Consider the following 25,851-nt stretch of genomic DNA (forward strand, 5'->3'; position numbering starts at 1 on the left):
GCCCAAGAATTGGTTATTTACTTCGCCATCACGAACTTGCCGCCTTTCACCTGAATCATCAATGCGGCATCCTTCTTGATCCCACGGTGATCCTCTTTGCTGAACGTGTAAGTGCCACCGTAAACCGCGGGAAAATTCTTCATGAGCTCCATCGCATCCCGGAGCTTCTGGCTATCCTTCGGACCTTCGGGCTTCACCTGGCGCACGCCCTCCGCGATCACCCGCGCAGCGTCATACGCGACTACCGCATAAATATCTGCCTCTTTCTTGAACTTCTTCTGAAAAGCCTCGGTAAACTCTTTCATCAATTTCTTCTGCGGATAGGCATCAGGCAACTCCCTCCAGACTATGTAATAGGCACCCGGCAGTAGCAACGTTTCCGGTTCATTTCCCTCCATAAGCTTCAGAAAGGTATCAGAGATATTGCCGTGTCCTGTGACATACGGAATCTTGAAACCCATCTGATTGAAGTTCTTGGCAACAACCGCATTCGGCGCACCGCTCACTCCTACTATGAGCGCCTGCGGATTGGTCGCTTTTAGTTTCGCGAGTTGCGCCGTTACATCGACATCCTTCACATTGAAGCGCTCGCTGGCAATCTCGAAGCCATATTTCTTTGCACTCCGATTAGCCTCGTCCAGCCACGTCTGTCCTGTCGAATCAGTGGCGCAGAGGGCTGCAACGCGCTTTATTCCATTCTTTGCGAAATAATCATAAATTGTCTCAACCATGCCTGACGTGTGGACCCACGTAGCAAAGGTGAAAGAGTCCGCATAACTGGGCTCATAAGATCCGGAAAGGGAATACGTAACTACCTTCTCTTCCTGCGCCACTGATTTCGCCGCGTTCGACGTTGCAGTGATGGCGGTGCCTAGTATGGCCGCCACCTTGTCCCGCTGAATCAGTTTCTTTGCATTGGTCGACGACTTTTCCGGATTGCTCTCATTGTCGTAAACAACGAGTTCCAGCTGATAGTTGTCGATTCCGCCCCTGCCGTTAATCTGTTCAGCGAAGAGCTGGACGGCGCGCAGTTCAGGTTCGCCGAGCCAGGCGCCGTATCCCGTTACATCAAGGTTTACGCCCAACCTGATGACAGGCTTCTTCTGAGCTGCGACTTCAGAAACCCCGCACAAGAGCAGCAGGCAACTCAGTACTATTGCCGATACTCCAACGTTCCAGCACTCTTTTCCCCCCATAAGCCTCCCCCAGGCATATCAGATCAAGGATGAAGCAGTCTATTTCGCCATCACGAACTTGCCGCCTTTCACCTGGACCATCACGCAGGCATCCTTTTTTGTCCCGCGGTGGTCTGTCTTACTGAACGTGTAGGTTCCTCCGTATGCTGCCGGGTAATTCTTTATTTTCTCGATGGCATCTCTCAGCTTCTGGCTGTCTTTCGGGCCTTCAGGCTTCACCTCTCGCATGGCCTCAACCGTTACACGCGTGGCATCATACGCGACAGCCGCATAAATGTCGGGCTCCTTCTTAAATTTAGCCAGGAAAGCTTCATTAAATTCTTTCATCAGTTTTTTCTGAGGATAGGAGTCGGGAAGTTCTTTCCATATGATACAGTAGGCACCCGGGAGAACCAGGTTTTCGGGTTCGTTTCCCTCGACCAGTTTCAGGAAGGATTCTGAAATATTTCCCGCAGTGCTCGCGTAGGGGATCTTAAAACCCATCTGGTTAAAATTCTTGGCAACGACCGCGTTGGGTGCCCCCGTAACCCCTACTATGAGGGCCTGGGGGTTGCCCGCCTTCAGCTTCGCAAGTTGGGGTGTAACATCTACATCCTTCACGTTGAACCGTTCGCTGATAATCTCCAGTCCATATTTCTTTGCGCTCTTGTTCGTTTCCTCAAGCCACGTCTGACCGGTGGAATCGGTCGCGCAGAGGGTGGCAACACGTTTGATCCCCTTTTTTACAAAATAATCGTAGATAGTCTCGACCTGACCGGAACTCGCAACCCAGGTGGCAAACGTGTAGGAGTCGGTGTAGCTCGGATCGTAGGAGGCTGAAAGGGAGTACATGACAACTTTTTCCTCCTGCGCCACAGACTTGGCGGCATTTGAGGTGGCGGTGAGGACCGTGCCGATCACTGCGGTTACTTTGTCGCGCTGGATCAACTTCTTCGCAGTGCTTGAAGATTTTTCGGGGTTGCTCTCGTTGTCGTAGATGACCAGCTCCAAGGGGCGGCCATCTATACCGCCTTTGCTGTTTACCTGTTCGGCGTAGAGCTGGATGGCTCTTAGTTCCGGCTCGCCCAGCCAAGCGCCGTATCCCGTCGTATCGAGATTCACGCCCAGCTTGATCGCTGGTTTTTTCTGGGCCAAGGCACCGGAGACGCAACAAAACACGAGCATGGTGCATACTATCCCGATTACTGCCGCTCGCACATTCCCTATCCCCCTCATAACTCCTCCTCTATCAGTTACTTCAGGTAATATGAGTTCGCGGGAGGTAAATCTCATGCACCGCTCTTGATCGCAAATGACGCCTCCCATGCCCCTTTATCTCTCAGCTCTATTTCCACCTGCTACAAAGACTGCCTTTATCGCTTTCTTTCTATCTATCTTGAGGATTCCTTTTCGTACAGTCTCAGAAGCTCGCTTTTTAGAACCTTTCCCCGCTCACTCCTAGGCAGCGCCGCCGTGAACAGTATCTTTTTCGGTACCTTGAAATCGGGAAGCGTCCTGCTGCAATGAGCGGCAATCTCATCCGCGCAGAGCTCGCATCCCTCCTTTTTTACCACGAAACTGACTACCTCTTCTCCGTAGATGCTGTCCGGCACGCCTATGGTTGCTGCCTCACTCACTCCCTCGTGTTCCATTATGCGGGAGGTGATTTCCATGGGCGATATATTGATACCGCCCCTGATGATGAGATCTTTTTTTCTTCCGGTGATGAAGATATATCCATCCACATCCACATAACCAAGGTCTCCCGTGGGGAAACCCTCCCGTGGAAATGCCTCAATCGTACCATCCTCCTTCGAATAGCACAAGCCCATAGCTCTGCCCTTGACGATCATTTCCCCCGCTTCACCGGGCTTGCATTCCTGCCCCTGCTCATTGAGGAAGCAGATTTCCTTATGCTTGAGAGGCAGACCCACTGAACCCAATTTGCGTCTTGCCGGCGGGTTCCCCACCATCCAGCCCGCCTCAGACATACCCATCATTTGTTGTATAGGAATGTGATACGTCTGCTCGAACCTAACATGGCTCTCCACGCTCAAAGGCGCCGAGCTGGAGGTGATGAACTTCAAATCCGGGACCTCTTCCTTCCTCAAAGCTACCGGTTCATTGATCAGCATGTTGATCACTGCAGGCACACCGGACGAAATAGTTATCTTATGAACTTTGAGCCATTCAGGGAAGCGGCTTCTCGAAAATTTTCTGGCAAGGAAGAGTGTAGCGCCCTTGAGCATGGTGGAGAGGATGGTTAACAGCTGTGCCGAAGCCCAGTTATACGCGCGGTATTCAAGAACCCTATCCGACTCGGTCATGCCCGTTCGGTCTGCTATCTCGTCGACCATATAAAAGAGACCTTCCCGTGAGATGTGAATACCCTTGGGAAGCGTCATGGTGCCCGACGTATAGACGATAAGGGCAACATCACTGCTCTTAGCGACGCACTTCACGGGCACCGGCCTGCGGGTTTCAAGAAGACGAAAGAAATCATTTTCGGACACCTTCTCGCCTTTATCGGAAAAGCGTATCCATTCACCCGCGTATCGTCCGGTGTCCAGTTTCAGACCGCTGTCGTAGAAAACAAATCTGGGTCTTACCATGCTGATGATGCGATAAAGGTTTTCTTGACTCTCTTCGAAAAAGATGGGGTTCACTACGGCACCGTATTTCAAGACGCCGTAGTAGATGATCATTGTCTCTATGGAGTTCTTGCCGATGATGGTTACTCGATCACTTGCCTTCGTCTTTCGTTCGCGCAGAAACTGGCCGACCCGATCGCAGAACTCATTCATCCGGCCGTACGTAATGGACTTCCCCTGATCCAGGCTTTCTATGTACTTCTTCTCGGGGATCGTGCGGCCGCGTTCTTCGATGATGACAGCCCAGTCTTTATACTCTTCGTTCACTCTAAAAACCTGTCTTCGCAAAGAGCTTTCCGTACTCCGGCTGAGCTGCTTTTGCCTTTGCAATCTGATCATCCGTAAACCATTTCTTGAGGTCAACGACGTCGATCGGATAATGCGCCTTCTGAAAGGCGTCCACATATCTGAAAGGAACCGTTGCGTCCAGTGCGATGGCACCGGAGAACCTGATGTTTGTCTGAGTCCAGTCCTTCTCTCCTGCTGAACTTCTCTCTGCAGGCTGGAATGTCTGGCCTGCCCCGCCCGGGGCGACGATCATAATACCCTGCGCTGCATCAACTCTAGTCGCAATCGCCCACATCATGTCATCCATGCTGTAGATGTCGATATCCGGGTCTACTGCCATGGCCAGCCGCGCTCCAATGGAACAGGAGAGCGCCGTGGAAAGGATATTCTTTACGTATCCCTCATCCCGCTGTCTGCGCTTCTTCACCTGGAAAATCACACCACCCCAGTCAGGAATGCACATCGGGATATTGGTGTCTACGGTCAGTCCTGGACAGACGCGCTCTGCCAGCTCAAAAAAAGAGGCTGCCCTGACCATGGTGTCGATATTATGATCGTCGTAGCTGTGAACCGCGAGCGGATAATAGATAGGCCTGTCCTTCCGGTAGGTGATCGCGGTCACTACAAATTTATACGTCCTGTAGGCCTTCCCCATATATCCCGACCATTCCGGATGGAACGGATGAACCCCCTGCTTCCCATCCTTCTCTGCAAGCTCGCTTTCCCAGACTTTACTCGTGGTGTCCAGGTACCCCTCGATCACGTACTCGGCCTGGGCGATTGAATAGGCATCGATCGTCTTCGCCTTTACTATGTCCACGGGAAATCCCTGCACGGCGCCCGCAATACCCAGTTCATCGCATCCCGGGGGTAGTATCGTGTAGACAAAACCCGCACCGGCCATCAACGTGCACGCAGCGGGTACGCCCATGTTGATGGTCAATGGAATCGGCTCTTTTCTGTAAAACTTGGACGCGATCATATCCGTGTGGGAGCCGGGTGAGATCTGAAAAGTCGAGTAGTTGGGCCACCTGAAATGCATCCTGTTGTAGCTTATGTGCGTACCTCCCCAAAAATATTTTCCCGTGGCCAGCGTGTTGCCTCCGCCGAGCGTCCTTCCCGGATCACTGGGTGTGTGCTTGATCATGGGGATGATAGGCCAGACATCGATGTCCTTGTCTATGACCACTTCCTGGCACGGCGCGTCCGTAACCACTTTCGGCGCGAGAGGACGGCGGATCGCCTCAATAATGCGAAACTTGAAAGTTCTTTCGGTCCCCGCGTCAAAGAGCTCTGCAACGAGGTTGCCATCGGCGAAAAGGTTCGTGAAGAGCCTTCCATTGGGATAGCCTTTCACGTTGTTGAAGAGGATCGGCAACCCCCCGTCCAGAAGCTTTTGAATGCCGGTCATTTCCAGTTCCGGGTTTATCTCGACATCCGTCTCCAGGAGCTTGCCTTTTGCTTTCAGGTACTCGATGGTTGATCTGAGATTGCTGAGATGCACGTTTGACATACCGACCTCCCGATATTTTTATGCTTTGAGTCGCTTGTTTACATCAAGTGTATGCTCGTACATAACCTTGGCAGCTTTTTCCGGCTCACGATTCTTTATGTGGCGGGTGAGTCGCTTGTGCGCCTCCAGAATCGCCCGATGATCCTCAATGCTCAGACTCATCTTCCTGAACTCGTTGTTGAAGAGGAGTGCCACCGCATCGATCAAAAGAGAGATCATCTTGTTCTTAGAAGCTTTTGCAAGCGCCTGGTGGAAGTCTATAGTGACGATGATGGGAATCTTGCCCGCCGTAATCGCTTTCTCTCTCACGCGGTTCATCTCTTCGAGCAGGGCGACGTCTTCTTCCGTTCGATTCTCAGCTGCCAACCGCGCTATACCCGGTTCAGTAAGCGACCTGAACTGCAGGATCTCTTCAAAGGATACCCGCTCCATGAGTATGATGTCGTGAAGCCTGTTTGCGAGAGACCTGACACCCGCTCCCGCCACATAGGCTCCACCTGCTGCTCCGGGTCTTACCACAACGAATCCTGATTCCTCCAGACTCCTCAGGGCTTCGCGCAACGACCCCCTGCTCACGTTGAACACCTCCATCAACTCTTTCTCCGGAGGCAGTTTATCGCCCGACCTGTAGTCTCCTTTGATGATGCTTTGCTTTATCTGTTCGAGGACGGAATCGGAGACCCTCCCGCGTTTCACCTGCTTGAATTTCATGTCTGCCTCCGCTCCCCAGCTCCCATCACACAGCTACTTTAGAAGATGGCCCCACTTTTCCACCGTTTTCTTTCTCACTTCCGGACTGGGCATGTTGACAATCGGGAACCTGTCCCTCCACTCGAACGGGCGGCAGGCATCGATGATGGCACGCGAGTTCCAGAGCGCTCCCTTTGCCTTGTCGTCGGGACTGATGCGCGGATCGAGCGGCGTGCTCCACGCCCGGTGGATTATATCGATAGAGGTTGCAGGGTCGGAGCGCGTGCACATCGCCCAGACAACCTCTTCCAGGTTGGTGACGTCAATGTCGTCATCCACGACGACCACGTAGCGGCCGCAGTAGGCCCCCACGTGACACTGGGACGCCACGTGACCCACTTGCGTGGCGTGGCCTGGATAGCGCTGTTTTATGGAGACCGCCAGAAACAGCCTTGCACCTCCTGCTTCGTGGCACCATGCGCCGACAACATCGGGCACTCCTGCTTTTTCCAGCTCCTCCTTCAAGAGAGGGGAACGCATGAATGAGCGGTAAAAGGCTAGCTCATCCGGCGGTCTATTGGGAGGGCTGCCAAGGATGATGGGATCATTCCGATGGTAGATCGCCTTGATCTCTATCCTGGGCTCTTTGCGCGATGCGCTGGCGTAGTAGCCCGTCCACTCGCCGAAGGGCCCTTCTTCCTGAACGTCATCAAAGTGGGCGAAGCCTTCGAGCACAATCTCTGCCCGTGCGGGAATGGGAAGTCCCGTGTACTTGCCTTTGATCACCTCAAACGGCGCGCCACGGACAGCCCCCGCCCAATCAAATTCGCACATCCCGTACGGTAGCTCACTCGCACCAGCGAGGTAGAGGAGAGGATCGCCTCCAACCACTACCACGACAGGACACGGCTGTTTCCGCGCAAAGTACTTGTCCCTATGGATGCGGCCGTGCTTGCCTGGCGATATGTAGAAACCGACATGGTTCTTGTCCTGGACCTGCACACGATAGGTCCCCACGTTGATCCAGCCCTCGTCAGGGTCTCTCGTGATGTTATAGCTCCCTGTGCCAATGTACCTGCCGCCATCCTCCTCGTGCCACTTGGGTGTGGGAAACTTCAACACGTCTACCGCGTCTCCTTCGAGCACATTCTCCATGACCGGTCCGCTCTCCACGTATACAGGCGGCAGTGGCTTCTGTCCTTCTGTCCTTTTGTAGAGCTCGGTGCTCAGCTCAAATTTCGAGAGGCCCTTCTTCAGGCCGAAGGTGATAGCCAGACGGTTATTACTGAGCAGTGCGTTCGTCAACACCCTGAAGCCCTTTGGATACCCCGGGATGTTGTCAAAAACTGCGGCAGGGGCCTGCGGCGTGTGATTCAAGAGTTCGGTGGCCATACCGATATCCTCCTGCCAGGTCGCACCATCGACAGTTCTGAGTTCTCCGGTATCTTCAACAACTTTGAGCCAGTCACGAAGGTCTTTGTATTGCACGTTGGACATAATCACTCCTCCCTCGGTATCAGTGTATAGTGCACGGTAAGCAGCATCTAGTTGTTTGCCTCAATTTTTAAACACAACTCGCGTCTCTCCTTCAGCCCTGCCTCATCACCGGAAGGTGAGGCCGAGAAGAGGCCAGTACCATGGGACAATCAAAAGCAGCAGGATTGACTCAACAAAGAAAATGGCCAGCCCGAACTTGAAGAGATCCTTGGTGGTGAAATAGCCGAACGCATAGCCGACGGCCAGCACAGCGGACTGGTAGACAAACACCTTACCACCGGCCGCATACCCCCAGAGCATGCCGAGTGTGAGCGGGTTGAACCCATCTTTGAGGCAGAACTGCATCAGTGCAGGCATCGTGGCGCTGATCATGGAAGGCTCGTTAGCAAGGAAGAGATGAAAGAGGTTGGCATACCAGTAGAGGAGCATCCCCGCCATAACCGACGCAGAATGTAATACCGGTGTCATCCATTTAAACAGGGCGGCTGTAAGCGTTTTCAGGATCTCTGTATCGGCCATCACGTTGCCGAGACACATAGCTGCGCCTATGAAGACGACTATGGGAAAGTTGGCTTTGCTGAAATCATCTTTCTTCATTGCGCCTACGAGCGGCAGGCAGGCGAAGAGACCACCCACCACGCCGATGATCGAGGGGCTAATGTGGTGCCAGTGATCGGTTGCCCACAGTATCGTCGCCACCGACATTATAATTGTGGCTTTTATCTCTTTTGCGGACATCGATCCCATTTTCTGTAGTTCGGCCCGGCAGTACTCCTGTCCCCCCTCCAGCGTCTTTTTTTCCGGAGGAAAAAGTTTCAGTATGATCCACCAACTGGCGAGAATCGTGAGCAGGGTAATGGGCAGGTAAGCGACCAACCACAAGCCGTAGGAGACCTTCACCTTGCCCACCGATTCGATGAGCCCGCGCGACAGGATCGTGGCTGCTCCGGCGAGTATAACCTTATCGAAGAGTCCTGACTGGTACGTCATCGCCAGGATGAGGCCCCGGCCGATATTGCTCTCCTTGGCCAGCCCGTAGCTCTGGATCAGCCCTATCGCAATGGTGCAGAGCACAAGGGTCTTCGCCAGCCCAGAGGGAATTATAAACGTCAGCAGAAGGTTGAGCACCATCATTCCGGCTAAAATGGATGAGTAGTTGCTCCCGAGACGGCACACCATGTTGTAGGCTATTCTCTTGGCCAGCCCTGTTGATTCGGCCATGATCCCCATTAGTAGAACGCCGAGAATGAACCACGGCGTATCGCTGTGGAACCCTGAAAATGCCTTGGCCACCGGTATACCGGCAAAGACCCAGTAGAGCCAGCAGCCCAGAAGTCCGGTGACGCCAAGGGGAACAGGTTCAGCGATGAACATGGCGATCACGAAGACCGTGACGCTGAGGGCCCTGCGCCCTCCTTCGGTCGGGGTAAAGGGTGCCAAATACGTGATCACCCCCACTGCGATGCAGATCAGGAAATAGAGAAAACGTTTCACTTCAGGATTCATCTTCGACGTGTCCGCGACTGCCTTTGCTTCACTCATGCTTCTCCTCCTTTACCACCGCGTATTCATCAAAGCGCCCCAGTCAGTAACGCTAGAACCCCAGTTCTCTGAGCCTCTTGATCGCATCTTCGGGAATGCGGTTCCTTTCCGGATAGTTTGCAACATCTTCATGATGCGTAGCATCGATGATGCAGACCGCGTCGCCGATCCAGCTGCGGAAGCTCTGAACCTTCGGAATGATGATCACGTCCTTGTCCCATCTTGCCTGCGTTGCGACCGCCCACATCACCTCTTTCTGGTTGAACACATCGATGTCGTCGTCGACGACTATGGCAAGTTTCAGATTCGGCTGCTCGGCGAAGGCAATCATGGCAGCCACGGTCACGTCACGGTACGTCCTCTTCTTCACAGCGATATGCGCCTGGAATCGCCCCATCGCGGAATCAGGCAGATGTACCGCCGTCACTTCGGGCACGACCTTCTTCATCGCCCAATAGACAGTTCCTTCCTTTGGGAGACCGCCCAGGATGATGTGCTCGGCGTGCCCCGGCATAACGCCCTGCATGATAGGGTTATTTCTGAAGCAGACCGCTGTCACGTCGATCACAGGAACAAGCATGCGCTCCTGATAGTGACCGGAAATCTCGCCGAACGGATTCTGATAATCCCTTACCCCTGGCTGTATCATTCCTTCAATGATGATCTCGGCATCCGCAGGGATCAGAAAATCCTTACCCAGGGTAGCCGAAGGGGTAAGGCGCAACGCCTCTCCCAAGAAGGCTGCTATCGTCTTATAATCGTGATTTCCGTAGGGTAGCAATGCGCAGGATCCCAGGTAAAAGGCAGGGTGATGCCCCAGAACAACAGCCACAGGGGCCGGCTCATTCATCCGTTCGTATTCTGCTATTATGCGTGCGAGATGATGATGGCCGTGGGTGGAGATACTCATTCTTCTCGGCCCATAAACAAGGTTCTTTGTAGGAGTAACATCGTAAAAGTCCCCTGATTTTGCCTTCATGAGACAGGCCATGACAAAGTAGGGTCCCACATCTTTCTCGTGGTAACGGGCCGCGGGAAGAGTCGTGACATCAGTCTTGTCGCCGGTAAGCACGTTCTGAAGAACCGGAGCATCCGACTGCTTGATTATATCGAGCGGGCCCTCTTTCTTTTCTATCTCGCCGAAGCGAATACCGAGCCCCATCTGGTTGTTGGAAGGATCCTCACCGATAGCCATCGCACAGAGAGACCTGGTCACGAATAGGTTGTAGGCCAGCGGAAAAGGTGATCTCTCCCCCTTAAGATTCTTCACGTTTTCAAAGACGATAACCGGTTCCCGGTTCTTCTCCTCAAGCAGTTTTACGAAGGCTGCAAGTTCATGCCTGTCAGGATCAAGCTGCTCTTTCACGTGAAGCATCTTCTCCGGGTACTTTTCTTCCAGCATCTTAATGAAACCGCTCAGGCTCCTGGCCACGCGTCACCTCCTCCGGTTATTCTCTTATACCTAAGTATAGACCCGTCACAATTGTCAAACATTTTTTCATTAGACGTTTTTTGTTGACAACAAAACGTGATGTGTACTACGCACTATGGAGTAAGAATCGAATATCTAAAGAACTAAACTGAGAGGGGGCTATCATGGCAGCAGAACATCTCGACCAGAAAGTGGTGCAGGATCTGAAGGAAAAAGTGGCAACCGGTTGCCGCATTCTCGCGAAGCTCGGCTTAGCAGACTACCTAGGACATGTGGCCGCGCGGGTCCCTGGAACAAATTACGTCCTGATAAAGGCACGCGGCGTTGATCTCGGGAACCTTCTCAATATGACGCCCGACAGGGTCATCATGGTTGACCTGGAGGCCAACCACATCCAAGGTGAATATCGCGCTCCGGCTGAAGTGAAGCTCCATACGGAAGTCTTCAAAGCACGGCCCGACGTCATGGCTACGGTGCACACCCATCAGCATCTCGCGACTGCCTTCGGGGCCGCAGGCAAACCGATCCTTCCGATGCTGGGCATCATGTCGGTGGTGTGTGCAAGGCCCATACCGATCTTTCAGTCTTCGAGGAAGATAGTCAGTCAAGAGCAGGGAGCGGCGGTGGCAAAGACGCTGGGCGACGCCCTTGCATGTCACCTGAAGAACCACGGCATTCTCATGACGGGCAAGTCCGTGGAAGAGGCAGTGATCAATGCAATATGGCTGGAGATGCAGGCGAAGGTGACCCTGCTGACCAGCATGATAGGCACTGCAAGCCCACAAACGCCCGAAGAGGTCCAGCTCAACCTGGAGGAAGCCGAGCCCATCGCCGGCCGCTGGAAATACTACGTGAGTCTGCTCGACCTGCCCTACGTTGCCCTGTAGCAGTGCATGGTGCGGGAGCGCCGTGAGCCGCGCGCCGTGAGCCGGTATTATCTATCCTTTGCGAAGTCGCGCAATATACTCCCGCATTTGCGCGTCGCTTCTGTATTTTGCCGTATCGAAACGCTCGTAATGCACCATCTCGGCCCTTTCCCTTACAAAGCGCTCGTTGGGCTGAGATGCGGGCCAGCCAACGACAAGCATGTCATAAATCTCGATCCCGTGGGGGATGTCAAGAAGCTTCCTCAGAAGGGGCTTGACAAGCGGGCCCCCCGTGGCACTCACCCACTGCGAGCCAAGGCCAAGCGATGTCGCAGCAAGTGTCATGTAGAGAAAAGCACTGGCGAGACCCGATGCAAAATGGGAGTCGCCCCGCGTCATCGTGGTAAAAAGGGGATACGCTTCTTTCGTCCTCGGATCCCCGCAGAGAAGTATAAAGACCGGCGCACTCTTGTAACCCGGTTCCCGTGCAGGGCCCTGCGCTCCCGGGAACCGCAGGTCTTCATCCCTGGCGATCTCCACTTTGCGAGCCGGTTCTCCCTGCTCGGCGATGAGTGCAGCTATTCTGTTTTTGGTCTCCGGGTCTTTGATTACGACGAATTCCCATGGCTGAGAATTCGCGCCCGAAGGGGCAAAGCGTGCAGCCTCGATGATGCGCTCTACGTAGTCATCGGGTAAAGGGTCAGGTTTGAGACTGCGGATGCTGCGTCTTTTCTTTACCAGTTCCAAAAAAGCGTCGTACGTCATGGCGTTCTCCCCTCTTAGTGAGAAATTAGGAAGAAACCTACCGCGAAGGTGGCGCCTTGTCAATCCAAATGTCACGACAAATGTCACGCATGATTTCCATTGACAAAGCCGACTGTGGATGGCAAAAGAAAAGGGAACGCTGAGAGGAGGCGGGAGATGTCCATCGAAAAACAGGATTTGAGGGCAGTATTGCATAAGATCGAGCAGGAACGAGAACTTGTCCGGGTGAAGCGGTCCGTTGATCCCCTGATCGAGATTCCTGCCGTTGTAAAGGCCCTTGCCAGGCTTCCTAAAATTCCAGCGCTCCTCTTTGAAAGCGTCAAGAAATATCCTGGTGTCCGGGCGTGCGGTGCGTTCTTCGGGGATAGAAGCCGGGTCCTGCGCTCTCTGGATTTGCCGATGGAACCCATCGCGCTCAACAGCTATATTGTGGAAGCGCTGGAGAAACCTCTGGCACCACGGCTTGTCACAAACGCGCCATGCAAAGAGAACGTACGGAAGTCTCCTGTTGATCTCGGCAAGATCATCTTTCCCACAAAAGGCGCGTCGCAATCAAAGCATCTTTACTATCACACGGTTGTCTTTACCAAACATCCAAGAACTGGCCGCATAAACATGGGCATGTACCGGGTGACCCTGCAGCCGCGGGGCAAGGTCACGGTCAATCTGAGAGTAACCCAGCATGGCGGCATGCATCTTCAGGTGGCCAAAGAGATCAACGTTCCCCTGCAGGTGGCGCTCTGTCTCGGGGTCCACCCGTCTATCTATGAAGCCGCCACATCAGAATTGCCGTACGGCTACGATGAGGTCGGTCTGGCCGGAGCCCTGGTGCGCGAGCCTGTGGAGATGGTCAAAGCGGAAACGGTCGACATGCTCGTTCCCGCACACGCCGAGGTAGTCGTCGAGGGAGAAATCCGCCCGCCCTACAAACTGGGCAACGAAGGCCCGTGGCCGGAATACCTCGGCTACCTGGGCATGAACATAAACCCGCCGCTGATGGATGTTACTGCTATAACGTTTCGCAATAATCCGGTCGTCCCGATCTTCGTGCCCGGCGCCATCCCGAACGTGGTTTCCATAGGCAACGAGGCGCAGCTTCTGCGTACGCTGCGGAGTTTTGCCGGAGAATTCGTTGTCGATGCCGCATTCACTCACGGGGCTCGCCGTCACCACGCTGTCATTAAAGTGCGGAAGACCCATCCGCATCACGAGGGCTACCAGTTGAACGTTGCCATGGCAGCTTTTGGTCATGGATCATCTACCGCCCTCGACCAGGTGACCATAGTGGACGAAGATATCGACATCCGCAACTATCGGGAGGTTGACTGGGCAGTCTCCACGCGGTGCAACTTTTCCAAACAGGTTCACATTCTCCCGGAGGCGCGCTCCCACCAGAATAATCCTATTGCAGGCGTGCGGGAGCTCTCAGAGGAGCCGATCATAACGGGTAAGATGATTGTCGACGCCACTATCCCGTGGGCGTACAGGGTAGCGGAGAAATCACCGGGCATCACCTTCTTCACCAGGAGTAGTTGGCCTGAGGTGGACCTGGGCACCTACCTGCAGCCTGAGGATAAGAAGCGATGGTTAAAGTGATAAGAAGGAGGACACGCAGTGAAGATCGACATTTTTACGCACATAGTTCCACCGAAATACAAGACTGCTCTTGCCAGGGTGGCGCCCCACCTTTCAGACCATGTGGGTCGTCTTCCAACCCTGTACGATATGGATCAGAGATTCCGCGTAATGGACAACTGCCCCGAGGTGAAACAGGTCCTCACCATGGCGATGACTGCGACCCTCATTTTCGACGATCCGAAATCGGGTGCGGAGTTCGCTAAAATGGCTAATGACGAGATGGCAGAACTGGCGAACAAACATCCTGACCGTTTTGCCGCAGGCGTGGCTTCACTGGCCATGATGGATATAGATGATGCCGCTAATGAACTTGACCGCGCGGTGAGGGATCTCGGGCTTAAGGGCATCCAGCTGTTCACACCGGTCAAGAACAGGCAGTGGAACCTTGACGATCTGCTGCCCCTCCTTAAGAGAATGTCTGACTACAACCTCCCCATCTGGATCCACCCTGTGAGGCCGATCGACCGGGACGACTACGAAATGTACTTTATGAATCACGTCTTCGGCTGGCCGTACGAGTCTACCGCTGCCATGCTGCATCTCGTACTCGGCGGTATCATGGAAAAGCTCCCTCAGCTTAAGGTCATCGTCCATCATTGCGGAGCACTGGTGCCTTTCTTTGCAGGGAGAATGGTGGAGTCGTACGACGCCTCCCGCACCATTCACGGGATGGAGAGCACAACCAGACTGAGCAGGCCTTTCATCGATTATTTCAAAATGTTCTATACCGATACGGTACTTGGCCGCGGAACTCCAGGCCTGATGTGCGGCCACGCTTTCTTCGGCGCACACCATCTGCTCTTTGGAACAGATATGCCGTACGACGCGGAGATGGGCAACCGCGTCATCCACACCATTGAGGCTGTGGATGCAATGGCCATAACCGATCAGGAAAAACAGATGATCTACCTTGATAACGCCAGGGCATTGTTGAAGCTCTAGTGATCCGCAGATAGATTCTATTTGAGCGTGATAGCCTTCTCGGGGCAGATCTCCTGGCAGCAGAAGCAGGTAATGCACGTGTCATTGTCTGCCTTTGGGACGCGATCCTCTTCGCCGAGCGACAGCGCAGAGACAGGGCACTGGTCGACACAGGCGCCACAGGCTGTGCAAAGGCCGAGGTCGGCGTGAGGCCGCAGTATCGTGCGGCTGTGGAGTATATCCTGGAGATTCTGATCCTGGAGATTCGATTCTCCGCCCAGAGGAGGAAGCTTGAAATCGATAAGACGCTCTAGCTTCCCGACGATCTCGATGGTATCCAGATCGTAGTCGCCGAGCCCCATTGCCTTCGCTTTCTGCAGGAACCGCAGGCGTGCCGGATCAAGTCCCATCATCGTGGCGATTACCGCATCCATGGCCACACCGTTGTCCGAAGCCAGGATCAGGCCTATCTCTCTGAGGTCAGGTCCTGCCGGGCCGTTTCCCTCCATACCCACCACAGCGTCCACAATGAAGAGGTCGGGCACACGGAGCCGGAACACATCAACAAGCATCTCATGGAAGCGCTCAGCGCAGCCTGCCGCCTTGTGCAGCCTGGCCTTCTGGGCGCCCGGCAAAAAACCATAACAGTTCTTGATTGCACCGGTGACCACCGTTAACCCGTGAGTCTTGAACTTGGGGAGGCTGATGACAATGTCAGCGTCCAACACGGCTGCGGAGACGCTCACCTCGTCCATAAATTCGGGGTTAAAGGTCATCTTACGTGATTCATTGCCGATGTTGCGATAATACCCCTTGGCTGCCTCCATCAGGCCCGTCATCTTGAAGCATTGCTCGTTTATGCCGTAGCCGTGCAGTCCCGGATTGTCGCCCACAACAATCGCAGCAGGTCTCATCGCTTCCACTTTTTCCACGACGGACCGGAGAACCGCAGGATGAGTCACGATGCCTTCTCTTGCTTCGGAGGCGCGCAGCACATTGGGGCTTATGAAGACATTCTTCCCTTGCAGTTCCAGAGGGAAGAGCGAAAATGCCTTGTCGATGGCCTCAGCGAGCCGCTCGTAAGAAGCAGCATGGATCATTACTCTTGGCACGCTCTACACCTTAGGTATTCGCCCACCTGTCACTGAGGCGTCTCAACGTACACACCTTTTAACGGCTGCCGCGTGATTGAGAACTGGTCCCTGACGTTTCCCTTCATGTCTTTCAGGATAAAAGTGTAACCGTCATCCGCCCTTCTTCCGAGCATGTAGTGATGAAAATCGCCGTTATGCATGAAAAAGGGCATCACTCCGCCTCCGCCTCCCTGAATAACATAGGTGACACCGTCCCTCATCTTGCGCTCGTAGAGATGGTCGTGGCCGGCAATTACGAGGGAAACGCCGGTCCTGACAAAAAGCTGGTGCAGCGCATCTCTTGCCGCTTTGTGGATGTCCAGGCCGTGCAGACGGACAACAGGAAAAAGCGGCTCGTGAAGAAATATAAATTTATACCGGAATGCCCTCTGAAGATCTGTCTTCAGCCACTCCAGCTGTTCCCCCGCTATCCTCGACTTCTGGCCGGGCAGTTCCGTGTTCAGGATTACAAAGAGCGTATCGCCGTCCGAAAAGGAATAGTACGGTTCAGGGAAGTACTTCAGGAAAACGGCAAATGATTCCTTGTCACTTACGTCATGGTTTCCTGCAGCAAGGTGCACTGTCTTCCCCTGACCCGTGATCTGCACGAACCGCGCCCATTGCATCACGTCGCCAGGTACGTGTATCGCATCACCCGTATGGAAAATTACCTGTATCTTCTCCGCCTCCACTGCCTGGATGAAGGCAATGTACACCGATTCCTGCAACCCTATATGTGTATCGCTTATTATCGCGAACGGCGCGTATTCAGCCCCGACGAAAAGCGGGAAGAGAAGAAGAATCAGTCCGACAAGGAATATGCTGCTTTTCTTTCTCATGCTAAGCACGAGCGTTACTATACACCATCACACGGCTGAAATAAATGACGCCTCCCTCCACCCCCGCTGTGCGCCTTTGACGAAGGCTTTCTGGCCATGCTATAACCATTCATGTTCGTCGATTCGCACTGCCACCTGGAGATGGAAGATTACGACAAGGACCGTAAAAAAGTCATCGAGAGAGGCGTCAAGGCAGGACTTGCGTACATGCTCACGGTGGCGACCGAGGAGAAGTACTTTGCGACGGCTCTCGATATAGTTGATTCTCACGATGCTGTATACGGGGCTTTTGGTATTCACCCTCACAACAGCCGTAATTTCGACGAAGCGCTTGCGAAGAGGATAAAAGGATTCTTCGTCAACAAGAAGCTCGTTGCGTACGGAGAAATAGGATTGGATTTCTACCGGAACTACGCGCCGAAAGAAATCCAGATCAACGCCTTCCGCGCCCAGATAGCGCTGGCCCGCGAGTTATCCCTTCCAATCATCGTTCACTCGAGAGAGGCCCGCGACGAGACACTCCACATTCTGGCCGAGACCGGTGCGGCCCCCCACGGAGCCGTCATGCACTGCTTCTCCTACGATCTCGCCACCGCAAAGAAACTGCTCGACATGGGTTTTCATCTCTCAATACCGGGAACAATCACCTACAAGAAGGCATCCCTCCTTCGCGAAATAGTGCGCTTCGTACCGCTCGACCGGATACTGCCCGAAACGGACGCACCATTCCTGACACCAGAGCCGCACAGGGGCACGCGAAACGAGCCTGCATTGGTCAGGCTCGTCTTCGCGCGGATCGCGGAGGCGCTGGACAGGCCCGCGCAAGAGGTGTCCAACGCTCTCTGCGACAATTTCGTCAGACTTTTCTTGAAAGGAAAAAACCAGTTGTGAAACCTGCAGTGATTATCGTTGACATGCTTGAGGACAGTTTCCGTGAGCCCAGGAACAAGGAGCGGGATGAGGAGAAGATCGTCCAGCCGATGAAACTCTTTCTGGCGAAATGCAGAACCCTTTCAATTCCCGTGATATTCGCTAACGACAGCTTTCTGAGAGAGGATTTCATTTTTAAAGGCAAGCTGAAGCCTTACGCGATACGGGGAACCGCCGGCGCTGAAGTCCTGCACGATCTCGCGCCGGAGCCGGCGGATATCATTCTTCCGAAGCGAAGATTCAGTGCTTTTTTCAAAACCGACCTTGACCAGACGCTCAGAACATACGGGGTTGACACTGTGGCGATAGGCGGTATCAACACCCATGTCTGCGTTATAGCCACCGCTATTGACGCCATTTGTCACGATTTTCATACGATCCTCCTGGAAGATTTGTGTGCAGCGGCGAGGAGGGAACATCACGAAAGTACGCTGAACAATCATCGTCGCTCTTCTCTCTCACCGCTCTTTCGTGTGATAACTTCCGAAGCGTTTCTGAAAGACCACGAACATGCAGCGCAGGCATAAAGTCATCATTGGCATAGCGTGTGCCATCCTGGTGGCTGTTGCAGTATACCAATGGCTCCACTGGTTTAGAGAAGCAACCAGCGTGCAGCAGAGAGGCTCCATCACTGTCCGCAAGGAAACCATCCGTCTCTTCTCTTCCGATGGTACAAGCAGGCTCTCAAACCGCGTCCTGGAAGTACGCTCGGACATTCCCGACAGAGAAAAAGCGGATATCATTCTCAGAGAATTAAAGAAAGACAAGGTGATCGCTGCAGGTGTCCAATTGCGTGACACGGCTGTTGGTCTTGACGGGATACTCTACGTGAACGTCTCCAGGAATCTCGCCGAGACATATCCCGGTGCACCCCCCGAGATGCTGATGGTTTACAGTCTGGTAAACTCGTTTACCTCGAACTTCAAAGATGTGAACAAGGTCCAGCTCCTCCTGGACGGAGAGCCGGTCTACACTATCAGAGGAGTGGTCTACACGTACCTTCCTCTTGAGTTCAACAAGGATTTCATGGAGGACTGAATGATCGACCCAAAGCTGATACGAGAAAAACCTGATGTGGTAAGAGCCAGCCTGGAAAAGAGGGGTACGCAATTTGATCTCCAGCAGGTGATTGCTGTCGATGAGAAAAGGAGAGCACTAATCAGACAGGCGGAGGACCTGAAAAGCGAGCGAAACAAAACCTCCGATGAGATAGCAAAGCAAAAGAAGGCCGGCCAGGACGCAACTGAAAAAATAGTGCACCTGCGCGAGGTCGGAAAGACTATAGAGACGCTGGAGCAAGAACTCAAGGTTGCAGAAAAGGCGTGGGAGGACTTGATTCTCATCATCCCCAACATCCCTCATGAATCTGTTCCTCAGGGCTCCGGCGAGGCAGACAACCAGGTAGTGCGCGTCTGGGGGGTGAAGCCGGTCTTCGACTTCGCAGCCCTGGCGCACTGGGACATCGGCGAGAAGCTCGACATACTCGATTTCAAGCGCGCAGCCAAAATAACAGGCACCAGATTCACCCTCTATAAATCCTACGGAGCGCTTCTGGAGAGGGCGCTCATCAACTTCATGCTCGACCTTCACGTGCGAGAACACGGCTATACCGAAGTGCTTCCTCCCTTCATGGTGAACAGGGACACAATGACCGGAACCGGCCAGTTGCCCAAATTTGAAGAGGAACTCTTCAAGCTCCAGGGCTTCGATTATTTTCTCATTCCAACCGCGGAAGTGCCTGTTACCAATATTTTCAAAGACGAGATCCTGAAGGAGAGCGAGCTACCCGTCAAGTACGTATCCTATACTCCGTGCTTCAGGGCGGAAGCAGGCGCACATGGAAAAGACACAAGAGGGCTTACGCGGCAGCACCAGTTCAACAAAGTCGAGCTGGTCAAGTTCGCCCATCCAAAGAATTCCTACGATGAGCTTGAAGGCCTTCTCCTGAATGCGGAAGAGGTGCTGAGAAGATTGAATATCCACTACCGCGTTTCAGCGCTTTGCACAGGGGACCTGGGGTTTTCCTCTTCAAAAACCTACGATATTGAAGTCTGGCTGCCCGGGCAGAATATTTACCGGGAGATATCTTCGTGCAGCAATTTCTCAGACTTTCAGGCGCGGCGTGCAAGAATCAGATACCGGACCAGTGCAGGCAAGATCGAGTTCGTCCACACTCTGAACGGATCTGGTCTCGCCATCGGGAGAACCGTTATGGCTGTGATGGAGAATTATCAGCAGGCTGATGGCTCAATCGGTGTGCCGGAGGCGCTCCGGCCGTACATGTACGGCCTGACGCGAATCCCCCCGGCATAAAGAGCGTTTATCCGGCGCGACTTCAGCTGACATGTTCGTAATCGTCCGAGCACGCAGTGCGGTCGTCCTGGTGAAGCGGTCGTCCACGGCTTTCAGTTTTCATTAGTCCGAAGTTCCTTACCTCGTAATGCAGTATTTCCTTGTGAGAGAAGGAGTTTTAGAAAAGAGGAGTTTCCGTTTACTGGCTACAGCCTGAGGAGTTCAAATGCCCGCGCTTGAAGAGGTGTGAGGTCGGTTACCCGCAAGAAAGACGGTTGAGCGGGATCGGTACCGATCCTCACGCGATGACGGCACCGGGTGGCCAGTTCGGCGAGCAGGGTCGAGAAGCTCTGGACGGGAAGACCATCCGGGGTAAGGCCCGTCCTCTTCTTCCTCAGGGCAGAAGGAGACGCTTTCGCCGGCCGCACCGCGTCTCTCATCGTTCTTTTCTCCGGCAGTTCTTCGTCATCAAAAAGGAGCGGCGCCAGAGACTTCCGCATATGCCACTCCACGTAATAGGCGAGTAGGCAGAGAAAAATGTGGGCTTTGACGTGCGCTTCGGTCCTGTGCCAGATGGGCCGTATGAGCAGATCGAGCCCTTTTAAGCTCCGGAAGGCGCGCTCGACGTGCGCAAGGTTCTTATACGTGCGGACCGCATCCTCGGGGGAGAGGGTTTCTTGCGGTTCACTCGTGCGGATGACGTAGATGCCGTCTAAGGCTTCCTCTCGCTGGATCGACAGCTCATTCCGGGCAAAGGAGAACGTTCCCTCGCCGATCGTCACCTTGAAGTGCTTGCCCACCTTGAACCGGCCGAGCACGCCCCCCACCTTCTTGCCGATCTCGGCCTTGTCGAGCGGCGTGCGGGTGCGCCGTGTCACCTGACGGGCGATGCGAGAGAGTTCACCCTCGGTCGCGGCAAGAAGCTCTTGTCGCTTTCTCTTCCGTTCTTCCGCCAAAAGCGGATTGAAGCAGGCGATGAGCCGCTCGTCGGGATAGTCGTCGGATACGATCTCGGCAAGATCCGTCTGGTCGAAGAGCGACAGCTGAAGGCTTTCCCCCTCGACCAAGTTCCGGATGGCGCGGGAGCGCAGTGCCGAGATCCAGCCGATGCCCGGGTGGGCCTTCAGGGTATCGATCTGCGTATTCGTGAGCATGCCCCGGTCGCCGACCAAAACAAGGCGGTTCAGCCCGAAACGGTTTTTCAGTGTTTGCACCTGATCGGGAACCGTGGTGGGATCACCGGTGTTGCCGGGATAGACGCTGACGGCGACTGGACACCCTTGCTGATCGGTGAGCACTCCGTAGACGATGATCGGCTTTCCTTTCTCTCCGTCCCGGTCATGGCCGAACAGCGCCAAGGGGCAGGTCCTGCCTTCATAGTAGCTGCTCGTGACATCGTAGAGCACGGATGCTCTTTCTGCGAGGTGCTTCGAAGCCAGCTTCTTTTCAATCATCTCCTGGCGGGCAAGCAGCCAGTCCATCGCACGGTAGAGATCGTCCTCATCGGTATCGGTGCAAGAAAGCTCTTCCGCAAGCGTCGTGGTGTTTATGAGCCGCGCCGTGGCGAGTTTCGAGGAAGGATGGAGGAGACGCTCTGCCAGCATGGCGATGACGAGATCACGCTCGCGGCTTCTCTTGGATGCGATGACGCTATCAAGGCCGATTCTTCGTATGGTTCCCAAAACCGCCTCCACGTGGCCGTGGGCCAGGGAACGTTCGATATGGAAGGCTTCTTTCGGTGCCACAGCGGTTTCACCCTTCAAAACGCGCCTGAGTGCTTCAACCTTCTCTTCCGGCCAGTCCGTGAGATTCGCAACGGTCCGCCGCTTGACCTTTTTCCCTTCACGCCACGCTTCCCTAAGCAGAACAGCCGGCCGTGAGTTGCGGTTCGGCACCACATCGATGTACATGAGCACATCATACCACCACACTACACTACTGTCAACTACTAAATGACATATTACATGGGCACAAATGGAAGAGCCCACTTTCAAGCTTTCCGGCTACCGGCAAGGGAAAGAGACCATTTTTATCGTGATTTCACATGGAACTTCGGACTAGACGTCAACCGGTAATGGCGACCGGAAGTTCGTGCATAGGAGACAGTGAAGCAATTCCTATCCGCTCTTCAAATTGTCTTCCCGAAATGGTGTGGCAGCTTTTTTGCCTTTTCGTGGAACATTTAGAGCTGGTAATCAGCTGTCCCCTATGTGGAGTTTCCCTCACGCGGCAACTCCACATTATAGGGAGGGATAGGGAAAGCACCGGGGGCAGAGGCTATGGCATGACCGAGCCATGCAATAGCTTGCCCGAGATGGTTCATATTCCGCATGGCCTCATCGTCGCCAAGCACCTCGCCTTTATCGCGTCCAATCCCGAAGTTCCAGTAGATGGATCCGGGTACAATCATGGAAGACAGAAAGAACATGTGATTGATGGTATCGAACACGTGGGTTGCGCCACCGCGCCGGACTGCCACCACAGCGGCCCCGATCTTTCCCCTGAGCATCCCGCCGTTAGCCAACGCCACAAAGCCGGCTCGATCGATTAGGGCTTTCAACTCGGGGGTGACGTCTGCGAAGAAGGTCGGGGAACCGAGAATCACAGCATCAGCCGCGTAGATCTTTTCCAGGTACTTGTTCATATCATCTCTCTCGATGCTGCACCGTCCGTTCTGCTTCTCGAAGCACTTGAGGCAGGCCGTGCAACCCCGCACCGGTTTTCCCCCAATCTGCAAGTACTCCGTGCTCCAGCCGGCAGCTTCAAGTGGTTCAAGCACCTTTTTGAGCAGGATCTCCGTATTGCCGCCCGACCTGGGGCTTCCATTTATAGCTATAGCTTTCACGATGGGTTCCTTTTGCCTTAGTACAATTTAACTGATGTGTATGGCTCTTAATTCCCTGTTCTAGTACAGCCTTATTTGGCTACTTAACCGCTTTCATTGTCTTGTCAATCCAGGCATTGACTTCTTTCTGTGCCTTCTTTACATCCGATCCGCGCACCGCCAACCCGTCGAGGAACTTCGACTTAGGGCATTTCTTCTTGAGGTCATTGACGCTACGGCCGAAGCCGCTTCCCTCATGCGTGCAGAATGGAACGATCGTCTTGCCGCCTAAGTTGTATTCCTCAAGGAATGTGAACATCATCTGCGGCATCGTTCCCCACCAGATCGGGTATCCAATATATATGACATCGTACTTATTGATATCTGCAATATGCGTCTTAACTCCCGGGCGGGCATCTTCGCGCTGCTCTTTCTTTGCAACCTCCGTGCATTCATCATACTTATCAGGGTACGGAACAACCGGCTCAATCTTAAAAATATCTGAGCCCGACAGCCGTTCGTGGATGTATCCTGCCATGACTGCAGTATTGCCTACTTTCAGATATCCGACGTTGTAATTTTCTCCGGCCCGCGAAAAATACGCAATCAGAACTTTTTCAGAATCCTTTGCAGATACAGTGCTCATCATCATCATTACTACTCCTCCCAGCAGCACATAGGCCGCTTTTTTCATACGGTTCTTCTTCATGGGCTAGTTCCTTTGTTACGGTATATACATAGGAAATTACGTCCTAATCCCGCGGAAAGTTCCCCGACATAACGCATTGAAACGAACGCGCATCGAAGCAGGTGCTATGGATCTGCCAGAGTTTATTCGGAGCGAACTTGACGGCCACTGCGCCGAAGTTCTCGACTTCAGCCATCTACTAAGCTGGCCTTGGAGGCAAGGGAGACATGCCGTGCCCGCCAGCCGAGCTTGTTCCGATATTGGCACCCACGTCATGAAGCTTGCCTATCTCCTCCGGTGCCCGAGCGCCCTGCACGTGGATCCGTGCGAACCCCTCGGCGATCTCTCTCATGTCCTCCGCGCTCAGCTGGACCTTGAGCGCCCCGAGATTCTCTTCGAGGTGCTTCAGCTTTGTAGTACCAGGGATTGGAACGATCCAGGGCTTCCGGGCGAGCAGCCAGGCGAGCTCAATCTGGGCAGGCGTTGCGTCTTTCCGGCGACCCACGCTCTGAAGCAGCTCAACGACGGCCCTGTTCGCGCGGCGCGCCTCAGCTGAAAAACGGGGGAACATCACTCTCAGGTCTGACGTGGGATCGAAGGCCGTCGACGGGCTGACGGTGCCGGTCAGGTAGCCCATTCCCAGCGGGCTCCACGCCACGAAACCGATCCCGAGTTCCTCACAGGTCGGCAGAACCTCGTGTTCAGGATCGCGCGTCCAGAGCGAGTATTCGTTCTGCACCGCGGTCACCGGGAGCACCGCATGAGCGCGGCGAATAGTTGCGCCTCCCGCCTCAGAAAGACCAAAGTGTCGCACCTTCCCTTCCGCGATCAGGTTCTTTACCGCTCCCGCGACGTCCTCAATCGGGACGTTGGGATCGACACGATGTTGATAGAAGAGGTCAATCCTGTCGGTCCTGAGACGCTTGAGGCAGGCATCCGCGACGCGCTTGATGTAGTCGGGTCGACTGTTCAGGCCGCGACGCTGTTTCGTCGCCGGGTCGACTTCAAACCCGAACTTCGTTGCGATGACCACGTGATCACGAATCGGCGCCAATGCTTCCCCAACCATTTCCTCACTGAGAAATGGCCCGTAGACTTCGGCGGTATCGAAGAACGTAACCCCGCGTTCATACGCCGCCCGGATTACCTTCACCGCGTGCTGCACCTCTGTGGAGGGGCCGTAAGCCCAGGCGAAGTCCATGCAGCCGAGTCCGAGCGCAGAAACCTCCAATGAGCGGCCAAGCTTGCGGTGTGGAATTATTTGGTGTTGGTTGGTAGATTCTCTACTCATCGCAATTCCTCCTTCTTCCTGACTCTTTGCCCTCTTGTCTCACTTGGTCGGTCTTCAGCTCTCTCTTCAACGGTCTATCAGGTTCATATGTTCTTCCGGGAGCCGAATCCCTTCCACCTTTATCTTTGAGGTCACGCTATCAATCTCTCGGAGATCATCGGATGTAAGTTCAACTGAAAGCGTCCCGAGATTATCATCCAGGTGTTCCAGTTTCGTTGTCCCAGGAATGGGGACGACCCACGGTTTCTTGGCAAGCAGCCATGCAAGGGCAATCTGCGCCGGTGTCGCTTTCTTCCGTTTTGCAATAGCTCGAAGCAGATCGACTATTCCCATGTTGGCTTTTCGGGCTTCAGGTGTGAAGCGCGGAAAAACGGACCGAAGGTCGGTAACACTGTCAAATTTCATGTTTGCGTCCATCTTTCCTGTAAGGAATCCTTGGCCAAGGGGGCTCCAGGGAACGAAACCAATCCCGAGCTCTTCGCAGGTGGGCAGCACTTCCGCCTCCGGGTCTCTCGTCCATACTGAATATTCACTCTGAACGGCCGGGACAGGCTGCACGGCATGCGCGCGGCGGATTGTCTTTGCGCCTGCTTCCGAAAGGCCGAAGTGTTTTACCTTGCCTTGCTTGATCAGGTCTTTAACCGCCTCTGCCACGTCTTCGATCGGCACGTTCGGGTCGACGCGGTGCTGATAGAACAGATCGATGACATAAGTCCTGAGTCGTTTGAGCGAGGCCTCTGCAACTTTTTTGATGTGCTCCGGTCGACTGTTGAGGCTGGGGGCGCCCACAATTTCAGCATCAAGGTCGAACCCGAACTTGGTGGCAATCACCACCTGCTTACGGAAGGGGGCAAGAGCTTCACCGACGATTTCTTC

Annotated in this window: 23 protein-coding genes; 7 read left to right on the top strand and 16 right to left on the bottom strand. The window is 54.1% G+C overall.

Features of this window, described 5'->3' with window-relative positions; genetic code table 11:
- Positions 1-17: 17 nt before the first annotated feature.
- The 8 genes from VMT71_13585 to VMT71_13620 form a co-directional block, all read right to left on the bottom strand.
- Positions 18-1,196, bottom strand: a complete 1,179-nt coding sequence (locus VMT71_13585; protein ID HVN24999.1) for an ABC transporter substrate-binding protein — start codon at positions 1,194-1,196, stop codon at positions 18-20.
- A 39-nt stretch (positions 1,197-1,235) separates the two neighbouring features.
- Positions 1,236-2,411 carry an ABC transporter substrate-binding protein gene (locus VMT71_13590; protein HVN25000.1) on the bottom strand — a complete coding sequence of 392 codons (1,176 nt, stop codon included), beginning with the start codon at positions 2,409-2,411 and terminating at the stop codon, positions 1,236-1,238.
- Positions 2,412-2,566: 155 nt separating this feature from the next.
- Entirely contained in the window at positions 2,567-4,093 is a 1,527-nt protein-coding gene (locus VMT71_13595; GenBank protein HVN25001.1) for a class I adenylate-forming enzyme family protein, read from the bottom strand.
- A 1-nt stretch (position 4,094) separates the two neighbouring features.
- A complete protein-coding gene (locus tag VMT71_13600) occupies positions 4,095-5,627 on the bottom strand; it encodes a UbiD family decarboxylase (GenBank protein ID HVN25002.1) in 1,533 nt (510 codons plus the stop codon).
- A gap of 18 nt (positions 5,628-5,645) precedes the next feature.
- Positions 5,646-6,338: a FadR/GntR family transcriptional regulator gene (locus tag VMT71_13605; protein ID HVN25003.1), complete on the bottom strand. Its 693-nt coding sequence runs from the start codon at positions 6,336-6,338 to the stop codon at positions 5,646-5,648.
- Positions 6,339-6,371: 33 nt separating this feature from the next.
- The gene (locus VMT71_13610; protein HVN25004.1) at positions 6,372-7,814 is read right to left on the bottom strand and encodes a UbiD family decarboxylase; all 1,443 of its coding nucleotides are present in this window, start codon (positions 7,812-7,814) and stop codon (positions 6,372-6,374) included.
- A 105-nt stretch (positions 7,815-7,919) separates the two neighbouring features.
- Positions 7,920-9,356, bottom strand: coding sequence for an SLC13 family permease (locus tag VMT71_13615; GenBank protein ID HVN25005.1), 1,437 nt, complete (start codon positions 9,354-9,356; stop codon positions 7,920-7,922).
- Between the two features lie 52 nt (positions 9,357-9,408).
- Entirely contained in the window at positions 9,409-10,788 is a 1,380-nt protein-coding gene (locus VMT71_13620) for a UbiD family decarboxylase (GenBank protein HVN25006.1), read from the bottom strand.
- A 164-nt stretch (positions 10,789-10,952) separates the two neighbouring features.
- Here VMT71_13620 and VMT71_13625 point away from each other — a divergent pair, with 164 nt between their 5' ends.
- Positions 10,953-11,675, top strand: a complete 723-nt coding sequence (locus tag VMT71_13625; protein HVN25007.1) for a class II aldolase/adducin family protein — start codon at positions 10,953-10,955, stop codon at positions 11,673-11,675.
- Positions 11,676-11,726: 51 nt separating this feature from the next.
- Here VMT71_13625 and VMT71_13630 read toward each other — a convergent pair whose 3' ends face one another.
- A complete protein-coding gene (locus VMT71_13630) occupies positions 11,727-12,419 on the bottom strand; it encodes a nitroreductase family protein (protein ID HVN25008.1) in 693 nt (230 codons plus the stop codon).
- A 156-nt stretch (positions 12,420-12,575) separates the two neighbouring features.
- Between VMT71_13630 and VMT71_13635 the strand changes: the two genes are divergently transcribed.
- Both VMT71_13635 and VMT71_13640 read left to right on the top strand, forming a co-directional pair.
- Positions 12,576-14,015: a UbiD family decarboxylase gene (locus VMT71_13635; GenBank protein ID HVN25009.1), complete on the top strand. Its 1,440-nt coding sequence runs from the start codon at positions 12,576-12,578 to the stop codon at positions 14,013-14,015.
- 18 nt (positions 14,016-14,033) lie between these two features.
- Positions 14,034-14,999, top strand: a complete 966-nt coding sequence (locus VMT71_13640; GenBank protein ID HVN25010.1) for an amidohydrolase family protein — start codon at positions 14,034-14,036, stop codon at positions 14,997-14,999.
- Between the two features lie 17 nt (positions 15,000-15,016).
- On the opposite strand, the gene VMT71_13645 is transcribed toward VMT71_13640, so the two are convergent.
- Together VMT71_13645 and VMT71_13650 are read right to left on the bottom strand one after the other, a co-directional pair.
- The gene (locus tag VMT71_13645; protein HVN25011.1) at positions 15,017-16,090 is read right to left on the bottom strand and encodes a DUF362 domain-containing protein; all 1,074 of its coding nucleotides are present in this window, start codon (positions 16,088-16,090) and stop codon (positions 15,017-15,019) included.
- 29 nt (positions 16,091-16,119) lie between these two features.
- A complete protein-coding gene (locus VMT71_13650; protein ID HVN25012.1) occupies positions 16,120-16,950 on the bottom strand; it encodes a metallophosphoesterase in 831 nt (276 codons plus the stop codon).
- A gap of 111 nt (positions 16,951-17,061) precedes the next feature.
- Here VMT71_13650 and VMT71_13655 point away from each other — a divergent pair, with 111 nt between their 5' ends.
- From VMT71_13655 to serS, 4 genes are read left to right on the top strand one after another with little or no spacing between them, the layout of a single operon-like run.
- A complete protein-coding gene (locus tag VMT71_13655) occupies positions 17,062-17,841 on the top strand; it encodes a TatD family hydrolase (GenBank protein ID HVN25013.1) in 780 nt (259 codons plus the stop codon).
- Entirely contained in the window at positions 17,838-18,407 is a 570-nt protein-coding gene (locus VMT71_13660; GenBank protein HVN25014.1) for an isochorismatase family cysteine hydrolase, read from the top strand. Before VMT71_13655 ends, VMT71_13660 begins: the two co-directional genes overlap by 4 nt.
- Positions 18,391-18,918, top strand: coding sequence for a GerMN domain-containing protein (locus VMT71_13665; protein HVN25015.1), 528 nt, complete (start codon positions 18,391-18,393; stop codon positions 18,916-18,918). Before VMT71_13660 ends, VMT71_13665 begins: the two co-directional genes overlap by 17 nt.
- Positions 18,919-20,193: a serine--tRNA ligase gene (gene serS / locus VMT71_13670; GenBank protein HVN25016.1), complete on the top strand. Its 1,275-nt coding sequence runs from the start codon at positions 18,919-18,921 to the stop codon at positions 20,191-20,193.
- A 185-nt stretch (positions 20,194-20,378) separates the two neighbouring features.
- On the opposite strand, the gene VMT71_13675 is transcribed toward serS, so the two are convergent.
- The 5 genes from VMT71_13675 to VMT71_13695 all read right to left on the bottom strand — a co-directional run.
- Positions 20,379-22,082 carry an IS1634 family transposase gene (locus VMT71_13675; protein ID HVN25017.1) on the bottom strand — a complete coding sequence of 568 codons (1,704 nt, stop codon included), beginning with the start codon at positions 22,080-22,082 and terminating at the stop codon, positions 20,379-20,381.
- A 296-nt stretch (positions 22,083-22,378) separates the two neighbouring features.
- The gene (locus tag VMT71_13680) at positions 22,379-23,017 is read right to left on the bottom strand and encodes a flavodoxin family protein (GenBank protein ID HVN25018.1); all 639 of its coding nucleotides are present in this window, start codon (positions 23,015-23,017) and stop codon (positions 22,379-22,381) included.
- A 79-nt stretch (positions 23,018-23,096) separates the two neighbouring features.
- A complete protein-coding gene (locus VMT71_13685) occupies positions 23,097-23,705 on the bottom strand; it encodes a flavodoxin (GenBank protein HVN25019.1) in 609 nt (202 codons plus the stop codon).
- Positions 23,706-23,883: 178 nt separating this feature from the next.
- A complete protein-coding gene (locus VMT71_13690) occupies positions 23,884-24,975 on the bottom strand; it encodes an aldo/keto reductase (protein HVN25020.1) in 1,092 nt (363 codons plus the stop codon).
- Positions 24,976-25,041: 66 nt separating this feature from the next.
- The coding region (locus tag VMT71_13695; GenBank protein HVN25021.1) for an aldo/keto reductase at positions 25,042-25,851 on the bottom strand (810 nt) is incomplete at its 5' end.

This window comes from Syntrophorhabdales bacterium (genome assembly GCA_035541455.1).
In the GTDB taxonomy this organism is placed as follows: Bacteria; Desulfobacterota; Syntrophorhabdia; order Syntrophorhabdales; family WCHB1-27; genus JADGQN01.